General features: G+C 65.0%; 19 protein-coding genes. 12 read left to right on the forward strand and 7 right to left on the reverse strand.

What is annotated here, in order from left to right:
• Nucleotides 1-9: 9 nt before the first annotated feature.
• Genes GA0061099_RS01700 through GA0061099_RS01710 form a run of 3 tightly spaced genes read right to left on the reverse strand, consistent with a single transcriptional unit; the run spans nucleotide 10 to nucleotide 2,663 of the window.
• Nucleotides 10-1,560, reverse strand: a complete 1,551-nt coding sequence (locus GA0061099_RS01700; RefSeq protein ID WP_036025769.1) for a WS/DGAT/MGAT family O-acyltransferase — start codon at nucleotides 1,558-1,560, stop codon at nucleotides 10-12.
• Between the two features lie 45 nt (nucleotides 1,561-1,605).
• The gene (locus GA0061099_RS01705; protein ID WP_036025771.1) at nucleotides 1,606-2,406 is read right to left on the reverse strand and encodes an esterase/lipase family protein; all 801 of its coding nucleotides are present in this window, start codon (nucleotides 2,404-2,406) and stop codon (nucleotides 1,606-1,608) included.
• Nucleotides 2,406-2,663, reverse strand: a complete 258-nt coding sequence (locus tag GA0061099_RS01710) for a DUF6489 family protein (RefSeq protein WP_036025773.1) — start codon at nucleotides 2,661-2,663, stop codon at nucleotides 2,406-2,408. The genes GA0061099_RS01705 and GA0061099_RS01710 overlap by 1 nt, the downstream gene beginning before the upstream one ends.
• 322 nt (nucleotides 2,664-2,985) lie before the next feature.
• On the opposite strand from GA0061099_RS01710, the gene GA0061099_RS01715 reads away from it, so the two are divergent.
• The 12 genes from GA0061099_RS01715 to GA0061099_RS01770 all read left to right on the forward strand — a co-directional run bounded on the left by GA0061099_RS01715 (nucleotide 2,986) and on the right by GA0061099_RS01770 (nucleotide 16,710).
• Nucleotides 2,986-4,581 carry an ABC transporter substrate-binding protein gene (locus tag GA0061099_RS01715; protein ID WP_036025774.1) on the forward strand — a complete coding sequence of 532 codons (1,596 nt, stop codon included), beginning with the start codon at nucleotides 2,986-2,988 and terminating at the stop codon, nucleotides 4,579-4,581.
• 104 nt (nucleotides 4,582-4,685) lie between these two features.
• Nucleotides 4,686-5,666: an ABC transporter permease gene (locus tag GA0061099_RS01720; protein WP_036025775.1), complete on the forward strand. Its 981-nt coding sequence runs from the start codon at nucleotides 4,686-4,688 to the stop codon at nucleotides 5,664-5,666.
• An 11-nt stretch (nucleotides 5,667-5,677) separates the two neighbouring features.
• Nucleotides 5,678-6,649 (forward strand): ABC transporter permease, encoded by a 972-nt coding sequence (locus GA0061099_RS01725; RefSeq protein WP_036025778.1) that lies wholly within the window; start codon nucleotides 5,678-5,680, stop codon nucleotides 6,647-6,649.
• 13 nt (nucleotides 6,650-6,662) lie between these two features.
• Complete coding sequence (locus GA0061099_RS01730) at nucleotides 6,663-7,649, forward strand: ABC transporter ATP-binding protein (RefSeq protein ID WP_036025779.1); 987 nt, start codon at nucleotides 6,663-6,665, stop codon at nucleotides 7,647-7,649.
• A complete protein-coding gene (locus GA0061099_RS01735) occupies nucleotides 7,646-8,635 on the forward strand; it encodes an ABC transporter ATP-binding protein (protein ID WP_036025780.1) in 990 nt (329 codons plus the stop codon). The genes GA0061099_RS01730 and GA0061099_RS01735 overlap by 4 nt, the downstream gene beginning before the upstream one ends.
• Nucleotides 8,636-8,722: 87 nt before the next feature.
• A complete protein-coding gene (locus tag GA0061099_RS01740; protein ID WP_036025783.1) occupies nucleotides 8,723-10,528 on the forward strand; it encodes a gamma-glutamyltransferase family protein in 1,806 nt (601 codons plus the stop codon).
• A gap of 9 nt (nucleotides 10,529-10,537) precedes the next feature.
• A complete protein-coding gene (locus GA0061099_RS01745; protein ID WP_036025784.1) occupies nucleotides 10,538-11,248 on the forward strand; it encodes a DUF1028 domain-containing protein in 711 nt (236 codons plus the stop codon).
• Nucleotides 11,245-12,234, forward strand: coding sequence for an ABC transporter ATP-binding protein (locus GA0061099_RS01750; protein WP_036025786.1), 990 nt, complete (start codon nucleotides 11,245-11,247; stop codon nucleotides 12,232-12,234). The genes GA0061099_RS01745 and GA0061099_RS01750 overlap by 4 nt, the downstream gene beginning before the upstream one ends.
• On the forward strand, nucleotides 12,234-13,340 hold the full coding sequence (locus tag GA0061099_RS01755; protein ID WP_036025789.1) for an ABC transporter ATP-binding protein: 1,107 nt from the start codon (nucleotides 12,234-12,236) through the stop codon (nucleotides 13,338-13,340). Before GA0061099_RS01750 ends, GA0061099_RS01755 begins: the two co-directional genes overlap by 1 nt.
• Before the next feature lie 22 nt (nucleotides 13,341-13,362).
• Nucleotides 13,363-14,871, forward strand: coding sequence for an ABC transporter substrate-binding protein (locus GA0061099_RS01760; protein WP_036025792.1), 1,509 nt, complete (start codon nucleotides 13,363-13,365; stop codon nucleotides 14,869-14,871).
• Between the two features lie 10 nt (nucleotides 14,872-14,881).
• A complete protein-coding gene (locus GA0061099_RS01765) occupies nucleotides 14,882-15,823 on the forward strand; it encodes an ABC transporter permease (protein ID WP_025034874.1) in 942 nt (313 codons plus the stop codon).
• 2 nt (nucleotides 15,824-15,825) lie between these two features.
• Entirely contained in the window at nucleotides 15,826-16,710 is an 885-nt protein-coding gene (locus GA0061099_RS01770; protein ID WP_036025794.1) for an ABC transporter permease, read from the forward strand.
• 21 nt (nucleotides 16,711-16,731) lie between these two features.
• On the opposite strand, the gene cnbZ is transcribed toward GA0061099_RS01770, so the two are convergent.
• The 4 genes from cnbZ to GA0061099_RS01790 are packed head-to-tail and all read right to left on the reverse strand — an operon-like array spanning nucleotide 16,732 to nucleotide 21,715.
• Entirely contained in the window at nucleotides 16,732-17,478 is a 747-nt protein-coding gene (gene cnbZ / locus GA0061099_RS01775) for a 2-amino-5-chloromuconate deaminase CnbZ (protein WP_036025796.1), read from the reverse strand.
• Nucleotides 17,479-17,487: 9 nt separating this feature from the next.
• Nucleotides 17,488-18,738 carry an adenylate/guanylate cyclase domain-containing protein gene (locus GA0061099_RS01780; protein ID WP_036004735.1) on the reverse strand — a complete coding sequence of 417 codons (1,251 nt, stop codon included), beginning with the start codon at nucleotides 18,736-18,738 and terminating at the stop codon, nucleotides 17,488-17,490.
• Nucleotides 18,735-19,124 (reverse strand): response regulator, encoded by a 390-nt coding sequence (locus tag GA0061099_RS01785; RefSeq protein WP_025034870.1) that lies wholly within the window; start codon nucleotides 19,122-19,124, stop codon nucleotides 18,735-18,737. Before GA0061099_RS01785 ends, GA0061099_RS01780 begins: the two co-directional genes overlap by 4 nt.
• Entirely contained in the window at nucleotides 19,121-21,715 is a 2,595-nt protein-coding gene (locus GA0061099_RS01790) for an ATP-binding protein (protein WP_036025799.1), read from the reverse strand. The genes GA0061099_RS01785 and GA0061099_RS01790 overlap by 4 nt, the downstream gene beginning before the upstream one ends.
• Nucleotides 21,716-21,812: the final 97 nt, after the last annotated feature.

The raw sequence follows: 21,812 nt of genomic DNA on the forward strand, positions 1-21,812 counted from the left end.
GCAAAGTCCTTACTCGGCGGCGCCCTTGATATCAGCGGCCGGCGGCGTGTACGCCGCCTCCAGCGCGGCGAATTCCTCAGGCAGCATGTCGCACATCACCTGCACATGCGGAATGATGTTGGCACCGACGATAAAGCCGAAATCGAGCTGGTCGCGATAGCTCTGCACGGTGATGTTGAGTGCCTGCCCGTGGGTCGAGATAGACACCGGGAAGATGTGCAAGAGCTCGGCACCGGCGGCATAGAGCGTCTGCCGCGGCCCGGGCACGTTGGACACGGTGATGTTGGCCGCGGGCGGCAGCACGTCGGAGAGGTTCGAGCGGCTGTAGAGCAGCGCCAGAATCTGCACCATGATCGGCGCGCCCAGCATCGAGATGTTGGAGACCTGCGGCATCAAAGCCCGCAAAGGATGCGACATCTCCTTGGACTTGGTTGATTGCGCGATGATCGCTTCCAGCCGCGCCTTGGGATCCTCGATGTTGGTGGCGATCGAGCAGATCATGCCGAACACCTGGTTGTTGGCCTCGGTGTTGCCCTCCTCCCGCAGCGAGATCGGCACCGCTGCGGTCAGGGATTTCGCCGGCAGCGTGCCGTATCGCAGGAGATAGCGGCGGACGACGCCGGAGGCGAGCGCCAGCACCACGTCGTTGAGCTTGCCGCCGGCCTGCTTGGCCAGCGCCTTCGCCCGCGACAGCGGGATCGATACGCCGGCAAAGCTCCGCTCCGAGGAGATCGTCTTGTTGAGCATGGTCGGCGGCGACACCATGCTGGCAAGGCTCTCGCGCGACTTCGGATCGGCGATCTTGCCGAGCACGTCGGAGACGCTCTTGAGCACGGTCGGGATGTTGCCGGCGAAGCGCACCGCGCTCTCGATCTGGTACATAGCGTTGTCGAACAGGATCGAGCCGATATCGCTCTTGCCGGTGCGGGGCAGCTGCAGGTTCTTCGCCGCTTGCGAAGCCTCCAGCGGCTGGCTGAACAGCTGCTGATAGGAGTCGAGCAGGTTGGCGGCGATGTCGCGCGGCTCCTGCCCGGGCTTGCTGCCCGCGGTCGGCGGATCGACCTTCCGCGGGATCGGCGAGATGTCGTAGATCATGTTGGTCAGCGCCGCACCGGCGCCGCCATCGATCGCGGCATGGTGCATCTTGGAATAGAGCCCGACCTCGTTGTCCTTCATGCCCTCGAACACGTAGAACTCCCAGAGCGGACGGGCGCGGTTGAGCAGCTTGGCATGCATCCAGCCGACGATGCGCTCGAGCGTGGCGCGGTCGCGCGGCTGCGGCAGGCTTGCCCGGAAGATGTGGCGGTCGATGTCGAACTGGTCGTCCTCGACCCAGGAGGGATGATCGATGTCGAGCGGCGCCTTCTCCAGCCGCGCCTTGAGAATCGGCGCGATGTGCAGGCGCGAGACGATCATCGCCTTGAACTCTTCGAAGAAATCGCCCTTGTAGTCGTCAGGCAGGCGGAAGATCGCCATGCTGCCGACATGCATCGGCATCTCCGGTGTTTCCAGATAGAGAAACGACGCGTCAAGCGACGACAGCTTCTTACCGTCAGCCATGGTTCCCTCCCGAGTATTCGACGGGCGCCTTGGCGGCGCTTCTCGTCAGGCCGATACTGCCCGGTCCGGCGGGGCATATGCAATGGCAAACGGCCCCGCCCGGTCAAATGGCCGGAAGTCTCCCTCCGGTTGCGCCAGGCGATCCGCCACGGCCCACAGCACCGCCGGGTTCACGCCAAGCCCAATATGGCTCGCCAGGTGCACCTCGATGTTCTCGGCACGGTCGGAGGGGCGCAGCAGACAGGTCCGCCAGTTCACGACGCCGTCGGCGCGCGAATAGATCGACGTTGCCGGCACCGGCAGATCGCCGGCAATCGCCTCGCGTGCTTCCGCATAGTCCTCCACCTTCTCGCCGGATAACGTCTCATAGAGCCGCGTCGCGTGGGTCGCCCGCACATCGTTGGCGAAAGGGCTGCCGAGTGTGACGACGTAGCGGACCTTGTCCGGCGCCCAAAGCGCGAGATCGCGGGCATAGACGCCGCCGAGACTCCAACCGACCAGGCTGACCTTGCGTCCCGTGGCGGCATGGATTTCGGCCAAGCGCATGCGCAGCGAATCCCGCATTCGCCCGAGCCCGCCGAGATTGCGGCCCATCCGCCAGGCATGCGCCGCATAACCGAGCTCGCTGAGATAGCGCCGTATCGGCACCATGGAGAGGTCGCTGGCGAGAAAGCCCGGCAGCGCCAGCACCGGATGGCCATCGCCCCGCGGCGCCCGCATCAGGAGCGGCGACAGCAAGAGGCTCGCATTCAACTCGAATAGCCCACGGGCCTCGGCGAGCAGCAGGCCGAGACCCGGCGGACGAAGCCGGCCTTCTTGCAGCGCCCCGTCCGGCTCGGGCGACACTATTTTTTCTTGTCGCCGCTGCGGGTGCCGCCGAGGCCGGCCATCGCGACGAACATGTCCTGAAACCGCTCGGCGATCTTGGGATCGAAGGTGAACCAGCTCTGGATCAGCGATTCCGGCGAGATCTTCTCAATATTGCTGAGCACCTGCTGCTGCAGCTTGTCCATGACGGCGGTCTGCATCGGCGCCACGTCAGGCAGACCGAAGAACTGACGGGCTTCGAGGGGGGTACAGTCGATTTCGATGTTAACCTTCATGTCCCCTCCGGATGAGATTCGAGCGGCCTGTCGGAGTATCACCGCGAGAAGGTCTGCAAGGCAAGCGACCTGAGGGGAAGCCGCTAGGACCAGCTTCCCCAATCGACGGGTATGGTCAATCAAATTGTCGGCCCGCGCCCCCGCGCAGAAGCTCGCCGGCCTGCCGGGGATTGCCGGGCAGCATTGCTGCACAGCGGCGCAACTTGGCGCGTTCCTTGCTGGAATGACGCTTGCACGGGTCGAGAACTCTGGGCAACATGGATCAGTCAGCCTCGCCGAACAATCAAAAATCACCGGCGCGGCAGTGTGGAGAGGGTCAAGAATGTCAGTCGGTCAAAGTCTGTTTGCGGCGACACTCGCCGGTACGCTCGCGTTGGCGGTCTCGCCAGCATCGAGCCAGACGCTACGTTATGCCAACCAGGGTGACCTGAAGTCGCTCGATCCCTATACCCTGAACGAGAGCACCACCCACGCTCATCTCGGCCACGTCTATCAGGGCCTCACGGCGCGCGACAAGGACCTCAAGATCATTCCGGCGCTGGCGGAAAGCTGGGAAACCCCAGAGCCGACGCGCTGGCGCTTCCATTTGCGCAAGGGCGTGAAATTCCACAACGGCAACCCCTTCACCGCCGACGACGTGGTGTTCTCGGCCGATCGCGTCCGCAAGAAGGGGTCGAACATGCAGACTCGCCTTGCGCCGGACGTCAAGGTGGTCAAGGTCGATGACTATACCGTCGACTTCGTCCTGCCCTCGCCAAATCCCATTCTGCATAACGCGTGGGATGTCTGGTACATCATGAACAAGAAATGGGCCGAGGAGAACAACGTCGTCGATCCGACGCCGGTGGCGGCGACCACGCCGAGCTATGCCTCACTGAACGAGAACGGCACCGGTCCCTTCATCATTGAAAGCCATCAGCCCGGCGTGAAGACGGTGTTCAAGGCCAATCCCAATTATTGGGGCAAGGTCGAGGGCAATCTCAAGGAGATCATCTTCACCCCGATCGCTTCCGACGCCACCCGCGTCGCCGCCCTGCTCTCGGGCGAAGTCGACGTCATCGAGCCGGTTCCGATCCAGGACATCTCCCGCGTCGATTCCAGCCCGAACGCCCAGGTGCTGAAGGGACCGGAGCTGCGTACCATCTTCCTCGGCTTTGACCAGATGCGTGACGAGCTGCTCTACTCCAACATCAAGGGCAAGAACCCGTTCAAGGACGTCCGCGTCCGCGAGGCCTTCTACAAGGCGATCGATATCGAGCTGATCAAGACGCGCGTGATGCGCGGGCTGTCGACGCCGTCGGCGCTGATGATCGCACCGGAACTGTTCGTGCTGTCCAAGGAGTTCACGCGGCCGAAATTCGATCCCGACGGCGCCAAGAAGCTCCTGACCGAAGCCGGTTACCCCGACGGCTTCGAGGTCACCATGGACTGCCCGAACGATCGCTACGTCAACGACGCCGCGATCTGCCAGGCCGTGGTCGGCATGCTCGCCCGCATCGGCGTCAAGATCAATCTCCTGGCGCAACCGAAGGCGCAGTACTTCGCCAAGGTGCTGAAGCAGGGCGGCTACCAGACCTCGTTCTACCTGCTGGGCTGGACTCCGAGCACGATGGATTCCCACAACGTGCTCTACGACATCATGGGCTGCCGCGACGATGCGAAATCCTCGCGCGGCGAGGCCAATCTCGGCGGCTATTGCAACAAGGAGTTCGACGCCATCACCGACAAGGTGCTGGTCGAAGCCGACACCACCAAGCGCAACCAGTTGATCAAGCAGGCCTACGAAATCGGCATGAAGGACTGGTCCTACATCCCGCTACACCAGCAGGCGCTGGCCTGGGGCGTTTCGAAGAAGGTGAACCTGCCGCAGCGCGCCGACAATCTCGTCATGTTCCACTGGGCAACCAAGAAGGAATAGGATCGGTTGAACACGAGGTCCCGGCGGCATCCGCCTTCCGGGACCTTTTCTTTTCCGGCCGCCAAGGACGTCGGCCGTACGCTCACCCAAGGACAGTGGAAGGCATGCTCGCTTTCACGCTTCGCCGCGCCGTTCAGGCCATCGGCGTCATGTTCGCCGTCGGCATCATCGCGTTCTCGATGTTCCGCTTCGCCGGCGACCCCGTCAACCAGATCGTCTCGATCGACACCTCGGCCGCCGAACGCGCGATCGTGCGCAAGTCGCTCGGCCTCGATGACCCCGTGCCGGTGCAGTTCGTGCGCTATTTCGCCGATGCGGCGCAGTTCAAGTTCGGCGTCTCCTACCAGTTCCGCCAGCCGGTCGCGACGCTGTTGATGGAGCGCATGCCCGCGACGCTGGAACTTGCGATCTGTGCGACCGTGTTTGCAATGGTGTTCGGCATCCTGATGGGCGTCTATTCGGCGCTCAAGCGCGATACCGTGCTGGCCAAACTATTCCAGGCGGTCTCGCTGATCGGCATCTCGCTGCCGACCTTCCTGATCGGCATTCTCCTGATCTACCTGTTCGCTGTGACATTGGGCTGGTTGCCCTCGTTCGGCCGCGGCGAGGTGGTCAAGCTCGGCTGGTGGACGACCGGCCTGCTCACGGTGTCGGGACTGAAGGCACTGATCATGCCTTCGATCACGCTCGGCCTGTTCCAGATGACCCTGATCATGCGGCTGGTGCGCGCGGAGATGCTGGAAGTGTTGCGGACCGACTATATCCGCTTCGCCCGCGCGAGGGGGCTGACCACGCGTGCGATCCATTTCGGCCACGCGCTGAAGAACACGCTGATTCCGGTGATCACCGTGGCCGGGCTTCAGTTTGGCTCGGTTATTGCATTTTCGATCATCACCGAAACCGTGTTCCAATGGCCGGGCATGGGGCTTCTGTTCGTCCAGGCCGTGCAAAACGTCGACATTCCGATCATGGCCGCCTACCTGCTGATGGTTTCACTGATCTTCGTCACCATCAATCTGGTGGTCGACATTCTCTACACGGTGGTCGATCCGCGCCTGCGCTCGACCGTCGGTCGCGCCGCATAGGGCAGCCTGCAATGTCCGACGCAGTCGTCTCCAATTCCGACAAGCAGAGCGCGCAGCCGGTGCAGGCCGCCCATGGCTGGTTCAGCCGCACGCTCGACAGCGACTTGTTCTATTCGTTCCGCCGCTCCAAGCTCACCATGGTGGCTGCGGCTATCACGGTCCTGTTCTTCCTGCTTGCGATCTTTGCATCCGTGCTCGCGGTGCAGAACCCGTTCGATCCGGCACAGCTGCAATTGATCAATTCGCGGATTTCACCGCTGTGGACTGCGGACGGCCAGAGCCCGTTCCTGCTTGGCACCGACGAGCAGGGCCGCGACGTGTTCTCCGCGATTCTCTATGGCATGCGCATCTCGCTCGCCGTGGGTGTCGCCGGCGTGATCTTCGCCGGCGCGCTCGGCATCGCCCTCGGCCTGATCGCCGGCTATTTCGGCGGCGCAGTGGACGGCGTGATCATGCGGATCGCCGACGTGCAGCTGACATTCCCTGCAATCCTGATCGCGCTGCTGGTCAACGGCATCGCGAAATCAATCCTCGGCAACCGGCTGGACGCCACCAGCATGCTGGTGGTGCTGGTGATCTCGATCGGCCTGAGCTTCTGGGTCGGCTATGCCCGGACGGTGCGCAGCTCCGTGATGGTCGAGAAGAACAAGGACTACGTCGCCGCCGCACAGCTGATCGGCCTGCCGGCGCCGAAGATCATGCTGCGGCACGTGCTGCCGAACACGATGGGCCCGATTCTGGTCATCGCCACCATCAACCTTGCGCTCGCCATCATCACCGAGGCGACGCTGTCCTTCCTCGGCGTCGGCCTGCCCGATACCATGCCCTCGCTCGGCACGCTGATCCGCATCGGCAACAATTATCTGTTCGCCGGCGAATGGTGGATCGTCGCCTTCCCGGGGCTCGCGCTCGCAACGCTGATCCTATCGATCAATCTGCTCGGCGACTGGCTGCGCGACGCGCTCAATCCGAAGCTTCGATGAATACGCCTCGTCCATGACCGAACCCGTCCTTTCCGTGCGCGATCTTCACGTGGAGTTTGCCTCCCGCCGCGGCACGCTGCGCGCCATCGACGGCGTCTCCTTCGACATTGCCAAGGGCGAGGTGCTCGGCGTCGTCGGCGAGTCCGGAGCCGGCAAGTCCGTCACCGGCCTCGCGGTGATCGGCCTGATCGATCCGCCCGGCCGCATTGCCGGCGGCGAGATTCATCTCGCGGGCCTGCGCATCGACAATCTGCCGCCGGAGGAGATGCGCCGTATCAGGGGCAAGCGCATCGGCATGATCTTCCAGGATCCGCTGACATCGCTCAATCCGCTGTACAAGGTCGGCGACCAGATCGTGGAGACGATCCGCACCCACCTCAATCTGTCCGAGTCGGCCGCCCGCCGCCGCGCCATCGACCTCCTGGCCGAAGTCGGCATTCCCGCGCCGGAAAAGCGTATCGACGGCTATCCCCACGAGTTTTCCGGTGGCATGCGCCAGCGCGTCGTGATCGCGCTCGCGATCTGTGCCGAGCCCGAGCTGATCATCGCGGACGAGCCGACCACCGCGCTCGATGTCTCCGTGCAGGCCCAGATCATCTCGCTGATCAAGCGGCTCGGACGCGACCACGGCACCGCGGTGATGCTGGTGACGCACGACATGGGCGTGATCGCCGAAACCTCCGACCGCGTCGCGGTGATGTATGCCGGCCGCGTCGCCGAGATCGGCCCGGTGCAGGACCTCGTGAAGAATCCGCTGCATCCTTATGCCAAGGGCCTGATGGGCGCGATCCCGACGCTTGCGGGCGAGGACAAGCGCCTGGTGCAGATCCCGGGCTCGATGCCGCGCCTGTCGGCGATCCCGCGCGGCTGCTCGTTCAATCCGCGCTGCGCCTTCGCCTTCGATCGTTGCCGTGTCGATCGGCCGGAGCCGCTGCCGCGCGGCGCGCAATCGGTGGCCTGCCACCTCTATGACGACGTGCCGGCGGAGAGCGTGGCATGAGTGCTCCCTTCGTCCAGGCCACAAACCTGCGCCGCGTCTTCGACGTCTCGAAACCCTGGCTCAACCGCGTGCTTGAAGGCGGACATCTCGAATATCTCAAGGCAGTCGATCACGTTACCTTCGACATCAGGAAGGGCGAGACGTTTGCCCTGGTCGGCGAGTCCGGCTCCGGCAAGACCACGGTGGCACGCATGGTCGTCGGCCTGCTGCCGCCAAGCGCCGGCGACGTGCTGATCGACGGCGTCTCCATGACCGACCCGCGGCAGGCGCCAGCGCGGCGGAAGCTGCGCCGGCGCATCCAGATGATCTTCCAGGATCCCTATGCGAGCCTGAACCCGCGCTTCCGGGTCGATGCCATCATCTCCGAGCCGATCCGTGCCTTCGACCTGATCCAGGGCGAGCGCGACATCCAGGCTCGCGTCGGCGAGCTGCTCAGCCTCGTCGGCCTGCATCCGGACGACCGGCTGAAATATCCGCACGAATTCTCCGGCGGCCAACGCCAACGCATCGCGATCGCGCGCGCGCTCGCGTCCGACGCCGAATTCATCGTCTGCGACGAGCCGACCTCGGCGCTCGACGTCTCCGTGCAGGCGCAGATCCTGAACCTGATGCGCGACCTCCAGGACAAGTTCGGCCTGACCTACATGTTCATCAGCCACAACCTCGCCGTGGTGCGCCACATGGCGAGCCGCGTCGGCGTGATGTATCTCGGCCGTATCGTCGAGATTGCGGACGGACGCGAGCTGTTCGCCAATCCGCGCATGCCTTACACCAAGATGCTGCTGGGCGCCGTGCCTGATCTTGCCATGAGCGGCCGCCAGCGCATTCCGGTCAAGGGCGAGATTCCGAACCCGATCAATCCGCCCTCCGGCTGCGCCTTCAATCCGCGCTGTCCGCTGGCGTTCGATCTCTGCCGCAAGGAAACCCCGGAACTAATCGACGGCGTCGCCTGCCATGCGGTCAACACCGCGCCGGTCCCGGCGTGACGCGCGCGTGCCATGCAGCCTGCGCATTTGGAAGCGGGGTGGCCCTGTGATCAATTGCGCGCGCCGGAAATAAGGTGGTGAAGTCCCATGGGCAGTAATATCAATCCCGATCCGTTCACGACGAGGCCCGAGATCGAGGGCACGTTCGGGGTCGTCGCCTCGACGCACTGGATTGCGACTGCCGTGGGCATGGCCATCCTGGAAAAGGGCGGCAATGCCTTCGATGCCGGCGTTGCCACCGCCTTCACGCTCCAGGTGGTCGAGCCGCATCTGAACGGTCCCGGCGGCGACGTGCCCATCATCGTGCATGACGTCAAGCGCGGCCGCACCGAGGTAATCTGCGGCCAGGGCCCGGCGCCGGCGCGGGCCACCATCGCGCATTACAGAAGCGAAGGCCTCGACATGGTGCCGGGCACGGGTCTGCTCGCCGCCTGCGTTCCCGGCACCTTCGAATCCTGGATGATGCTGCTGCGCGACTACGGAACGATGCGCGTGCGCGACGTGCTGGAGCCGGCGATCTCCTACGCCCGCGACGGCTATCCGCTGGTCGAGCGCGCCTGCGCCACGATCCAGACCGTCGAGCAGCTGTTCCGCAAGCACTGGCCGACGTCCGCCGCGGTCTACCTCCCGAACAGTGAAGTGCCGAAGCCAGGCACGCTGTTCACCAACAAGACACTGGCTGCGACCTACGCCCGGATCCTGAGCGAGGCGGAAAGCGGCGGCGGTGGCCGCGATGCGGAGATCGAGCGCGCGCGCAAAGCCTGGTCGCAAGGCTTCGTCGCGGAAGCCGTCGACAAGTTCTGCCGAACCCAGGAGGTGATGGACGTCAGCGGCTCGCCACATCGCGGCGTGCTCTCCGCCGACGACATGGCGCGCTGGCAGCCGACAGTCGAGGCGCCACTCACCTACGACTATGGCCGCTACACCGTCTGCAAGGCCGGCGTCTGGAGTCAGGGTCCGGTCACCTTGCAGCAGCTCGCGCTGCTGAAGGGCTTTGCACTCGACGGACTCGATCCGACCGGGCCGGAGTTCATCCATCTCCAGATCGAATGCGCCAAGCTCGCCTTCGCCGACCGTGAAAAATTTTACGGCGATCCCAAGTTCAACGAGATCCCGATCGCAACGCTGCTGTCGGATACCTACAACGACGAGCGCCGCAAGCTCGTCACCGACAAGGCTTCGCTCGATTTCATTCCGGGCTCGGTTGAGGGCTTCGGCGGTGTCGTCAAGCTGCGCCGCGCGGAGGGCCAGCGCGAGGCGGTCGGCGCGCTCGGCGCCGGCGAGCCGACCGTGGGCCGCTTCGGCGAGGTGCGCGGCGACACCGTGCATTTCGACATCATCGATAGGGACGGCAATATGGTGTCGTCGACGCCGTCGGGCGGCTGGCTGCAATCCTCGCCGATCATTCCCGAGCTCGGCTTTTGCCTCGGCAGCCGCGCTCAGATGTTCTGGCTGGAGGAAGGCCATCCCGCCGCGCTCGCGCCGGGGAAGCGGCCGCGCACCACCCTCTCTCCGACCATGGCGCTACGCGATGGCGAGCCTTACCTCGCCTGGGGATCGCCCGGCGGCGATCAGCAGGACCAGTGGATCACGCAATTCTTCTTGCGCCATGTCCATTGCAACCTCAATCTCCAGGAAGCCATCGACGCGCCGGCCTGGCATTCCGAGCATTTCCCGATCTCGTTCTGGCCGCGCACCGCGCGTCCCGGCGTGCTCGTGGTCGAGAACCGCGTGCCGAAGGCGACCATCGAGAACCTGCGCGAGCGCGGGCATATCGTCGAGATCGGTCCCGACTGGTCCGAAGGCCGCCTCACGGCCGCCTCACGCGTCGGTCGCCGCCGCCGTGCCGCGGCCAATCCGCGCGGCATGCAGGGCTACGCGGCGGGGCGCTGAAGGCAGCACATGACCTGGTCGATCATCGCGCGCGATCCTGCTACCGGCCAGTTCGGCATCGCGGTCGCGACCCGCTTCTTCGCAGTCGGTGCGCGCGTGCCCTACATCGCCGCCGGCCTTGGCGCCATCGCAACGCAGGCCTTCGTCAATCCCTATTACGGCATCGACGGCGTCAAGCTGTTGCGCGAGGGCCTCAATGCGCACGACGTGCTCGCCGCGCTGCTGGCAACTGATGACGGCCGCGAGAGCCGACAGGTCCACGTCATGGATGCCAGCGGCGCCATCGCCGCGCATACCGGGCGCGACTGTGTCGATTGGTGCGGCCACGTCGCGGGCAGCGGCTTCTCGATCGCCGGCAACATGCTCACCGAGGCCGACGTGCTCGACGAGACGGCGAAGACCTATATCGCCAGCGACAGCCTGCCCTTCCCGCGCCGCCTGCTCGCGGCCATGCGCGCCGGCGAAGCCGCCGGCGGCGACAAGCGCGGCAAGCAATCGGCCGCGCTCGTGATCCACGGCGAGGAGGAATGGCCGGCCCTCGACATTCGCGCCGACGACCATTCCGATCCGCTCGGTGAGCTCGAACGGCTCGAGCGCGTCAGCCACGAGCTCTGGGTGCATTTCCGCGCCTCCATGCCGACGCGGCAGAACCCGGCCGGCAACACCGATCGCAGCGTCATCGACGCCAGCATCGAAGCGGCGCGCGCGAGACGATCATGAGCGCCAGCCCCCTCATCGAGATCAAGGATCTGCGTATCCGCTTTCATGGCGACGACGGCCGTATCACCCACGCGGTCGACAGCGTCGATCTCAGCGTCGCCAATGGCGCGACGCTCGGTCTCGTCGGGGAATCCGGCTGCGGCAAGAGCGTGACGTCGCTGGCGATCATGGGCCTGCTGCCGAAGCAGAGCGCGGAAATAAGTGGCGCGATCCGCTTCGACGGCTTCGACCTGCTGACGACGCCGGACCAGACCCTGCGCGATCTGCGCGGCAATCGGTTGGCGATGATCTTCCAGGAGCCGATGACCTCGCTCAATCCGAGCTTTACGATCGGCGACCAGATCATCGAGACGATCCTGCGTCACCGGGGCGGCTCGCGGAGGAGCGCGCGCGACCGCGCGATCGAGCTGCTGCGCCGCGTCCATATCCCTTCGCCCGAGCGTCGCATCGACGACTACCCACACAAGCTCTCCGGCGGCATGCGCCAGCGCGTGATGATCGCGATGGCACTCGCCTGCGACCCGCGGCTGCTGATCGCGGACGAGCCGACCACCGCGCTCGACGTCACCCTGCAGGCCCAGATCCTGGAGCTGATGCGCGAGCTGAAGGCCGCGAGCGGCGCCGCGATCATCTTGATCACCCACGATCTCGGCGTCGTCGCCGAGGTCTGCGACGAGGTCGCGGTGATGTACGCCGGCGAGATCGTCGAGCGGGCGCCGGTCGACGAGTTGTTCTCCGCGCCGCAGCATCCCTACACGGTCGGCCTGCTCGGCTCTATCCCGCGGCTCGACCACCGCGCCGAGCAGCTTGCGACGATCGAAGGCATGGTGCCGAACATGGCGCAGCCGCCCGGCGGTTGCCGCTTCGCCGCGCGTTGCCCCTTCGTGCTCGACGCCTGCACCAGGGTGCCGCCGCCGCTGGTCGAAGTCAGCGTCGGCCACCTCTCGCGCTGCATCCGCGCCCCGCTCGAATTGCTGGTGTCGTGATGGCGCTGCTCGAGGTTGAAGGCCTGGTCAAGCATTTTGTCGCCCAGCGCTCGCTGCTCGGCCGCGCGCTGGCGCACGTCAAGGCGGTCGATGGCGTGTCCTTCTCGCTGGAGGCCGGCAAGACGCTGGCCTTGGTCGGCGAATCCGGTTGCGGCAAGTCCACCGTCAGCCGCCTGGTGCTGCGGCTGATCGAGCCGGACGCTGGTATGATCCGCTTCGACGGCCGCAACCTGCTCGCGCTCGACGCCGGGACCTTGCGCGCCTTCCGCCGCGAGGCGCAAATCATCTTCCAGGATCCCTACGCCTCGCTCAATCCGCGCATGACGGTCGGCCAGATTCTGACCGAGCCGCTGGCGTTGCACGATCTGGTGCCGCCGGTGCGGCGGGCCGAGCGCGTTGCCGAACTGCTGCGGCTGGTCGGGCTGGAGCCGCGCCTCGCCCGCCGCTATCCGCATGAATTCTCCGGCGGCCAGCGCCAACGCATCGCGATCGCCCGCGCGCTCGCGGTCGAGCCGAAGCTCATCATCTGCGACGAGCCGGTCTCGGCGCTCGACGTCTCGATCCGCTCCCAGATCCTGAACCTGCTGCGCGAGCTCCAGGACCGGCTCGGCCTCGCCTACATCTTCGTCTCGCACGACCTCGCCGTGGTCAAGCACATCGCCGACCACGTCGCGGTGATGAATCTCGGCCAGATCGTCGAGACGGCGGAAGCCGACGCGCTGTTCGCCGCGCCGCGCCACCCCTACAGCCGCGCACTGCTGTCGGCGATCCCGCTGCCACAGCCGAAGGCGAAACGGACGACGGTGCTGCTGGAGGGCGAAATCCCGAGCGCCCTCAATCCGCCCGCCGGCTGCCGCTTTCACACCCGCTGCCCGTTCGTGATCGAGCGCTGCCGCAATGAGGCGCCTGCGCTTCTGGCCGACCACACGGGCCATGCCACCGCCTGTCACCGCACCGCGGAGCTGCCGTCTGCCGACGCCATTCTGCCCGCGGCCGGTGGGTTTTCGCCGGTGCTTGCAAAACTGGTCGCGGCCTTCAGCCAAAAGACGGAAGGCAGCAGCCCCGCCGGGGTTGGTATACAGTACGCCGCGTCCGCAACGAAATAGCCGAAGCAATGGGGATTGACCGATGAAGATGTTTCGCTTGGCCGCAACAGCCGCCGCTGTGCTGGTGTCGATCGGGGCCGCGCAGGCCCAGACCACGTTGCGCATCGGCCTCGCGGAAGACCCCGATATCCTCGACCCCACGATGGCGCGCACCTATGTCGGCCGCATCGTGTTCTCCTCCTTCTGCGACAAGCTGTTCGACATCGACGAGAAGCTCAACATCGTGCCGCAGCTGGCGCTCTCGAGCGAAACCGCCGACGACGGCAAGGCGCTGGTCATCAAGCTGCGGCCCGGCGTGAAATTCCACGACGGTGAGCCGTTCGATGCCGAGGCCGCAAAATTCTCGCTGGAGCGGCATCTGACGTTCCCCGGCTCGTTCCGCAAGCCGGAGCTCGCCTCGGTCGATCACGTCGAAATCGTCGATCCCCTCACGGTCAAGCTGGTGTTGAAGTCGCCGTTCTCGCCCCTGCTCGCTCAGCTCACCGACCGCGCCGGAATGATGATGTCGCCGAAGGCCGCCAAGGAGGCCGGCGACAAGTTCGGCCTTCGCCCGGTCTGCGCCGGCCCCTACAAGTTCGTCGAGCGCGTGCAGCAGGACCGCATCGTGTTCGAGAAATTCGCCGACTACTGGAACAAGGACAACGTCTTCATCGACAAGATCGTGTTCCAGCCGATCGTCGATGCGACCGTGCGGCTCGCAAACCTGAAATCCGGCGGCCTCGACCTGATCGAGCGCGTGCTCGCCACCGATCTCAAGGAGGTGCGCGCCGACTCGCGGCTGAAGGTCGCGACCGCCATCGAACTCGGCTATCAGGGCATCACGCTGAACATCGGCAAGGACAAGGCCAAGGGCCCGCTCAGCCAATCCGCCAAGGTGCGGCAGGCACTCGATCTTGCCATCGACCGCGAGGCGATCAACCAGGTCGTGTTCAACGGCGAGTTTCAGGTCGGCAATCAATGGGTCAATCCGAATCATCCCTATTATCAGAAATCGCTTCCGATCCGTCCCCGCAACGTCGAGAAGGCCAAGGCGCTGCTGAAGGAGGCCGGCGTGACGCCGCCGGTCAGCGTCGACTTCCTGGTGCCCAAGGGCGCGGAAACCGAAACACCGGCGCAGGTGATCCAGTCGATGGCAGCGGAAGCTGGGTTCGACATGAAGATACGCCTCACCGAATTCGCAACCGGGTTGAAGCAGGCGGAGACGGGCGACTATCAGGCCTACATGCTCGCCTGGAGCGGCCGCGTCGATCCCGACGGCAACACTTTCGTGTTCCTGCACAACGGCGCACCCCAGAACTATGGCGGGTGGAACAATCCACAGGCCGACAAGGCGCTGGAGGAGGCGCGGCTCGTCACCGATCCCGCCAAGCGCAAGGCGAGCTACGAGGTCCTGGCCAAGCTGGTCCAGGAGGAAGAGCCGCTGCTCTACCTCTATCACCGCCGCATCATCATCGCGCACACGACCAAGCTCGAAGGCTATAGGCAAATGCCGGACGGCCTCGTCCGCGTTGTCGGCCTCAAGCTGAAGTGACGCTGCGAGGATGCTGAACTTCCTCGCCCGCCGACTTGTGCAGATCGTGCCGACGCTGTTCTTCGTCTCGGTGCTGATCTTCTCGCTGCAGCAATTGCTGCCGGGTGACCCCGCGCTGGTGATGGCGGGCGAGGAGCGCGATCCCGCCGTGATCGAGCAGATCCGCCGCCAGTACCGGCTCGATCAGCCCGTCCCGGTGCAGTACGCCTACTGGATCAAGGGCGTGCTCTCTGGCGATTTCGGCGAGTCGCTGCGCAACAAGATGCCGGTGCGCGAGTTGATCGCGCAGAAGCTGCCGGTGACGCTGCAGCTCGGCTCGATGGCGATCCTGATCGCGCTGCTGATCGGCATTCCCGCCGGCATCGTCGCGGCCGTGAAGAAGGGTTCCGCGTGGGACTACGGCGCGAACCTGTTTGCGCTGTGGGGCATCTCGACGCCGAACTTCTGGCTCGGGATCATGCTGATCTTCCTGTTTTCGATCGAGCTTGGATGGCTGCCGGCTTCCGGCTACGTGCCGCTCACCGAGAACTGGCGCGCGAGCCTGGCCGTCACCATCATGCCGGCCTTCGTGCTCGGCAATGCGATCGCCGCGATCCTGATGCGGCATACGCGAAGCGCCATGCTTCAGGTGCTGGAAAGCGACTACGTGCGCACCGCGCGCGCCAAAGGGCTGTTGGAGCGCACGGTGATCCTCAAGCATGCCATGCGCAATGCGCTGACCCCCGTCATCACGCTCGGCGCGCTCGAGCTCGGTACGCTGCTCTCAGGCGCGGTCCTGACCGAGCAGATCTTCTCCATTCCCGGCTTCGGCAAGCTGATCGTGGATGCCGTATTCAACCGCGATTATGCCGTGGTTCAGGGCGTCGTCCTGGTCACGGCCACGGTCTACATCACGCTGAATCTGGTGGCCGACATCGCCTACATCCTCGTCAATCCGCGGCTTCGGGGCTGATCATGACCGACGCCGCACTGCCGAGTCCTCTCACGCGAGCCGACGAGCTGGATAGCCCGGCTCGCCGCGCGCGTCGGCGGCTGTTCAAGCGCAAGGCAGCGGTGTTCGGGCTCGTCGTGCTCACGATATTCATCACCCTTGCCGTGCTCGCTCCGCTCATCGTGCCCTATGATCCCATCGCGACGAGCTGGAGCCTTGTGCGCAAACCGCCGACCTCGGCCCACTGGTTCGGCACCGACGAGCTCGGCCGCGACATCCTCAGCCGCGTCGTCTACGGCGCGCGCGCCTCGCTGCTCGCAGGCCTAATCTCGGTCGCGATCGCGCTCGGCATCGGCGTGCCGCTCGGTCTCCTCGCCGGCTACCGCGGCGGCTTCACCGACGCGCTGATCAGCCGCATCACCGATGCGATGCTGGCCTGCCCGTTCCTGATCCTGGCGATCGCGCTCGCCGCGTTCCTCGGCCCGAGCCTCGGCAATGCCATGATTGCGATCGGCATCTCGGCGACGCCGATCTTCATCCGCCTGACCCGCGGCCAGGTGCTCGTCGTCAAAGCCGAAGACTATGTCGAGGCCGCACGCGCACTCGGCAGTCCGCCGTGGCGGATCGCGCTCTCGCACATCCTGCCGAACATCCTCCCCTCGCTTCTGGTGCAGGCGACGCTCTCGATCGCTGCGGCCATCATCGCCGAGGCCGCCCTCTCCTTCCTCGGCCTCGGCCAGCAGCCGCCGGCGCCGTCCTGGGGCAGCATGCTCAACGCGGCACAACGCTTCCTGACCCAGGCGCCCTGGATGGCAATCTGGCCAGGCCTTGCGATCTTCCTCGTCGTGCTGTCGCTGAACCTGCTCGGCGACGGGCTGCGCGACGCACTCGACCCAAGGCAGCGCTGATTATTCCTCTTGGTGAGGACCTCAAATCACCACTTCCCGCAGCACGCGGCGGCAATCCATCTCGAATTCCAGATCGACCACCGGCGGACGGGCGAAATGCCAGGTCAGCCCGGAGCGGAGCGCGCCACGGCGGACCAACTCGTCCACCAGCGCATGGTGAAAGTCGTGCACGGAATAGGCCTGCACCCCGGTTGTATCCTTCCAGCCGAAGCCGAAGGCTGCCATCCGGTTTTCCATCTGCGACGTGGTGGTGAAGCGCACCTTCTCGCGCAGCCCCTCCGGGCTGAGGTCGCGGTAGCGCACCGTGCGCTCGACATAGGTGCCGCTGCCCTCGCGCGCCTCGGCGCCGCCGGCGATGACGAAGCTCGGCAAATTTGACCGCGTCGGACGCGTGAAGGAGAACGCATAGAACGAGGGTTCGGACGGCGGATCGATCTCGGGGCAGACATTGCTGCGCGCCACCGGATTGGTGCTGCCGTCGAAGATGCCCCATTCGGACAGCGTCTTCACATAGTGCAGATTGAACGCGCGAAAGCCTTCTTCGCTGAAGGCCGCTGGCGAGCGCAGCTCGCAGGCGCAGAACGCCGTCAGCGGGCGGCCCGCCTCCTGGATGAACTTTGCCGCCAGCGCAAATCCTTCGGCGAGCGGCACCAGGCGGTCGAACCGGACCCGCTCGATCTCGTAGCCCTCATCCGCGGCAGCACCGGCGGAATATTGGAAGACGGACGGGATGAAACGATAGTTGCCGGCCGAGAATTCGCGCGTCATGACGGACTCCTATTCCAGTTGCATGCGAGTGCCCTTGGCGCCGTTGAGCAGGCGCTTCAGGTGAAATCCGGCCAGCGGATCGTCGGCGTGCATGCCGACCAGCGCGGCGAAGGACGGCATGGCCGCGGCATCGCCGGCCTCCATTTTGGCAAACGCTTCGGCATATTGCGCCGTCGCTGGCGCCTCGAACCTCGCCTGCGGCAGCGGCTCGAATGCGCGCAGCGGCTCGCTGCGTCCGCGCAGCATCAGGTCGCCCACGGGACGGCCACGAAAGTTTTCGGCCCCATTCGCAACGCTGGCACTAACGCAAATGCGCGTTCCCAGGTGCTTGTTCGCCGCCTCAAGCCGGGCCGCAATATTGATGGTGTCGCCATAGGCCGTGTAGTCGAAGAAGCGGTTGCCGCCGAAATTGCCAACCAGCGCCGGACCGGCATGAGCGCCGATGCGGGTAGCTCCGAAATTCACGCCTCTTGCCTTCCAGCGCGCCGAAAAGTCCTCCGCCCAGGCGTCGAGAGCATGGGCACAGGCGACCGCGCGCGTTGCATAGTCCGGCTGGTCGCCGGGGGCGTTGAACAGCACCTGGATCGCATCGCCGATGATCTTGGCGACCGTCCCCTCATGGGCGAAGACGATCTCGGTCATGCCGCCGACATATTCGTTGAGGAGCTCGCCCAGGGTCTGCGGAGGCGCGGTCTCGACCAGCGAGGTGAAGCCTGTAATATCGGTGAACAGGGTGGCGACATCGCGCCACTGCACCTCAATGCCGTCGCCATCGACGTTCGCGGCCAGCCGCCTTGCAATCTCCGGCGAGAAGAAGCGCGACAGCGAGGCATGGGCGCGCTCGGCTTCCATCTGGCGCCGCCGCACCTCGCGCAGCATCTCCACATGGCGGACGGTCTTCTCGATCGTAGCTTCGAGGTCGGCGAAGTCGATCGGCTTGGTCAGGAAGTCGAACGCACCGCGGTTCATGGCGGTGCGGATGTTGCTCATGTCGCCGTAGGCCGAGACGATGATGGTCGACTTCTTCTCCTGGGCCTCCTGGAGCTTCGCGAGTAGCGACAGGCCGTCCATTCGCGGCATGTTGATATCGGAGACCACCATGTCGACATGCGGATTCTGCTCCAGCGCTTCCAGCGCCTCCAGGCCGTCGCGCGCGAAGATCAGCGCGAGCTGCCCATCGCGGATCTGCCTGCGGAATTTCTGCAGGATCAGCGCCTCGAGATCCGGCTCGTCGTCGACGAAGAGGATGGTCGCAGTCATGCGGCTTGCTCGAGCCTCGTGTCGATCTCCTGCCGCAGCAGCGCAAAGTCGATCGGCTTGGTGAGGAGCCCGACGGCGCCCCGTTCGATCGCCTTGCGGCGCGTCTCCGCATCGCCATAGGCCGTGATCATGATGACGGGAACATCGGGATGCGCGGCACGCACCTTCGGCAGCATGTCGAGCCCGCTCATGCCGGGCATGTTGATGTCCGACAGGATCAGGATCAGCGAGGGATCACGGACTTCGGCGGCGCGCTCGAGCGCCTCGGGGGCCGAGAGGGCAAACTCCATCTGAAACCGGCCGGCGCGCAGGTCGCGCCGGAACTGCTGCCGAAACAGTGCCTCGACGTCGGGCTCGTCATCGACGACCAGGATGTAAACGTTCAAGACTTTCCTCCGGAAGTGTCGCCCGCTGCCATCGTCCGCGGCAGCGTGATGATGAACTCGGTGAATACACCTTGTGTGGTGTCCACGTCGATCGTGCCGCCGTGTTGTTTCACCACGATGTCGTGGCTCATTGAAAGGCCGAGTCCCGTGCCCTCGCCGGCCGGCTTGGTGGTGAAGAAGGGATTGAACATCTTTTCCTTCACCTCGGCTGGAATCCCGGTGCCGTTGTCGCGAATCCGGATCTGGACCCTGTCGCCGAGATTCTTCGTTGCCGCGCGCAAAGTGGGCTCGAATGCATCGCCCTCGCTCTCCTTGCGCTTGGCCGCGGCATAGAAGCCGTTCGAGATCAGGTTCAGCAAGACGCGCGTGATCTCCTGCGGATACACCTCGATCATGCCGGCATCCGGGTCGAAATCGCGCTGGAGCGTGACGTTGAAGGCGGGCCTTTCGGCGCGCGCGCCGTGATAGGCGAGATTGAGGCTCTCCTCGACCACCGCATTGATGTCGACGGCGCGATGCTCGCCGGAACCCTGACGCGAATGCAGCAGCATGTTCCTGACGATGGAATCGGCGCGCTTGCCGTGCTGCACCACCTTCTCGAGATTGGCCCTGAGCATGCCGGTCAGCTCGTCGACCTCCTTCTTCGTCTTGCCGTCGAGCGCGGCCGATTGCAGGATCTCGTTGAGCTCGTCGATCAGCTCGGTCGAGACCGCGGAGAAGTTGTTGACGAAGTTGAGCGGATTCTTGATCTCGTGGGCGATGCCGGCGGTGAGCTGGCCGAGGGAAGCGAGCTTTTCGGTCTGGATCAGGCGGTCCTGCGCGGTGCGCAACTCATCGAGCGACTGCGACAGCTCAGTGGTGCGCTCCCGAAGCTGCTTCAGCAGACGCGTATTCTCAATTGCGATGACGGCCTGCTTGGTAAAGTTCTGGACGAGAGCGACCTGCTTATCCGTGAAGCTGCGAATCTCTTGTCGGAAAATGGTGATCGCGCCAATCAGATCGTCCTCTTTCAGCATTGGAACGACGAGGAGCGTCCGGGCCCCGGCAATATCTGCCATTCCAACGACATTGGGAACGCCGGCCTTGTAGGTCGGACTCTCTCTCAAATCACGGATCTGCGCCGGCTGATGCGTCGAAACGACTGCAGCCAGAATCGATCCTGGGTGTGGAAGGATCGGCGTCCGCTTGCGGTAGGCGGAGAATTCGGGCGGAATGTTGTAGTCCGTGGCGATATTGAATTTACTGCCGTCCCACAGATTCATCGTACCGAATTGAGCCCCGCAAACCCGCGTAGCATTCTCCAGCATCTTGCGGAACACCGGCTCCAATTCGCCGGGGGAGGAGCTGATGACTTCCAGCACTTCCGACGTCGCGGTCTGCTGTTCGAGCGCCTCCCGCAACTCGGCCGTGCGCTGCTCCACCTTCTTTTCGAGGTCGGCATAGGATTCCTGCAGGCGCGCGCCCATGTCGTTGAACTGGTCGGCGAGTCCTTCGAGCTCGTCGCCGGTCTTGATCGAGATGCGCTGGGAGAAATCACCACCGCCCATTCGTTCCGCGCCGCTCCGCAGCGCCTGGATCGGCCCGACCATGCGGCGCGCCAGGAAGATCCCGGCCAGCACCGCGAAGATGGATGCCGCGAGCAGCACGATTGCAAGGCGCTGCAGCGAAGCATAAAGCGCGGCATAGGCTTCCTCGACCGGCAGCTCGACGAACATGGTCCAGCGCAGCGGCTCGATCGGGGCCGATGCGGTCAGCACCTTCTGCCCCTGGATGTTGTGGGCCTCGGAAAGCACGTCTGGCATGGCGCCGCCGGCTTGCACGGCGCGTACCTGCGCAAGGCCGGACATGTCGGTGTTGCGCAGCACGAGACTGATGTCGGGATGCGCGATCAAGCGGCCCTCCGGGCCGACCACGTAGGCGTTGCCGTGCTCGCCGACCTTGATCTGGGACACGACGTCCCAGATCAGCTTGAGATTGACCTCGGCGATGCTGACGCCGGCATCCTTGCGTGCGCCCGCCAGCGCCAGCGTCATGTAGGGCTCGGACTCCCGGCGAAAATAGACCGGCCCGTAATAGACCTTGCGCGCGACCGCTTCGGTGAACTTCGGATCGCTCGACAGGTCGATCCCGCTGTCGAGCACGTCCATCGCCAGCCGCGAGACCCGCAGCCGCTCCTTGCCAGTCGAATCCACCTGGGCCAGCTCGGTGATCGCAGGGACCTGGCGCAACAGGCGCAGCGCGTCGAACCGGCGCTGCTCGATCGAGCCGCCCGACCAGGGCAGCTGCGTGGTCCAGCCGAGCTGGCTCTCGATCTCCTTGACGAACCGGCCGATCTTGGCAGCGGCCGCCTCGGCCTGCTCGTGCTGGACCCGGATCAGAGAGGCCTTGTGCTCGCGATAGTAGAAGTAGACCTCGAACAGGCCATTGGCGAGCAGCGCAATGGCGACGACCGCCACGAAAAGCGCGACGTATTTGGCGAAGAGCCGGGTCCGGATTCCGCGCCCCGCAGTGTCGCCGGAGGCGACCTCGCCTGGGGCCGCGCTCGGCAATGTCCCGGCTCGAGGTGTATCGGGGTGGAGGGACAGGCTCATTCCACGGAACCTAGCAAGAAGACCGGACCTTGTCTCTCGCAAGCGCGGCAAGGAGCTCGCCCGAGACCCAACGAAAAGGGCGGCAGCGGATCACCGC

The sequence above is a fragment of the Bradyrhizobium yuanmingense genome (assembly GCF_900094575.1).
GTDB lineage: Bacteria > Pseudomonadota > Alphaproteobacteria > Rhizobiales > Xanthobacteraceae > Bradyrhizobium > Bradyrhizobium yuanmingense.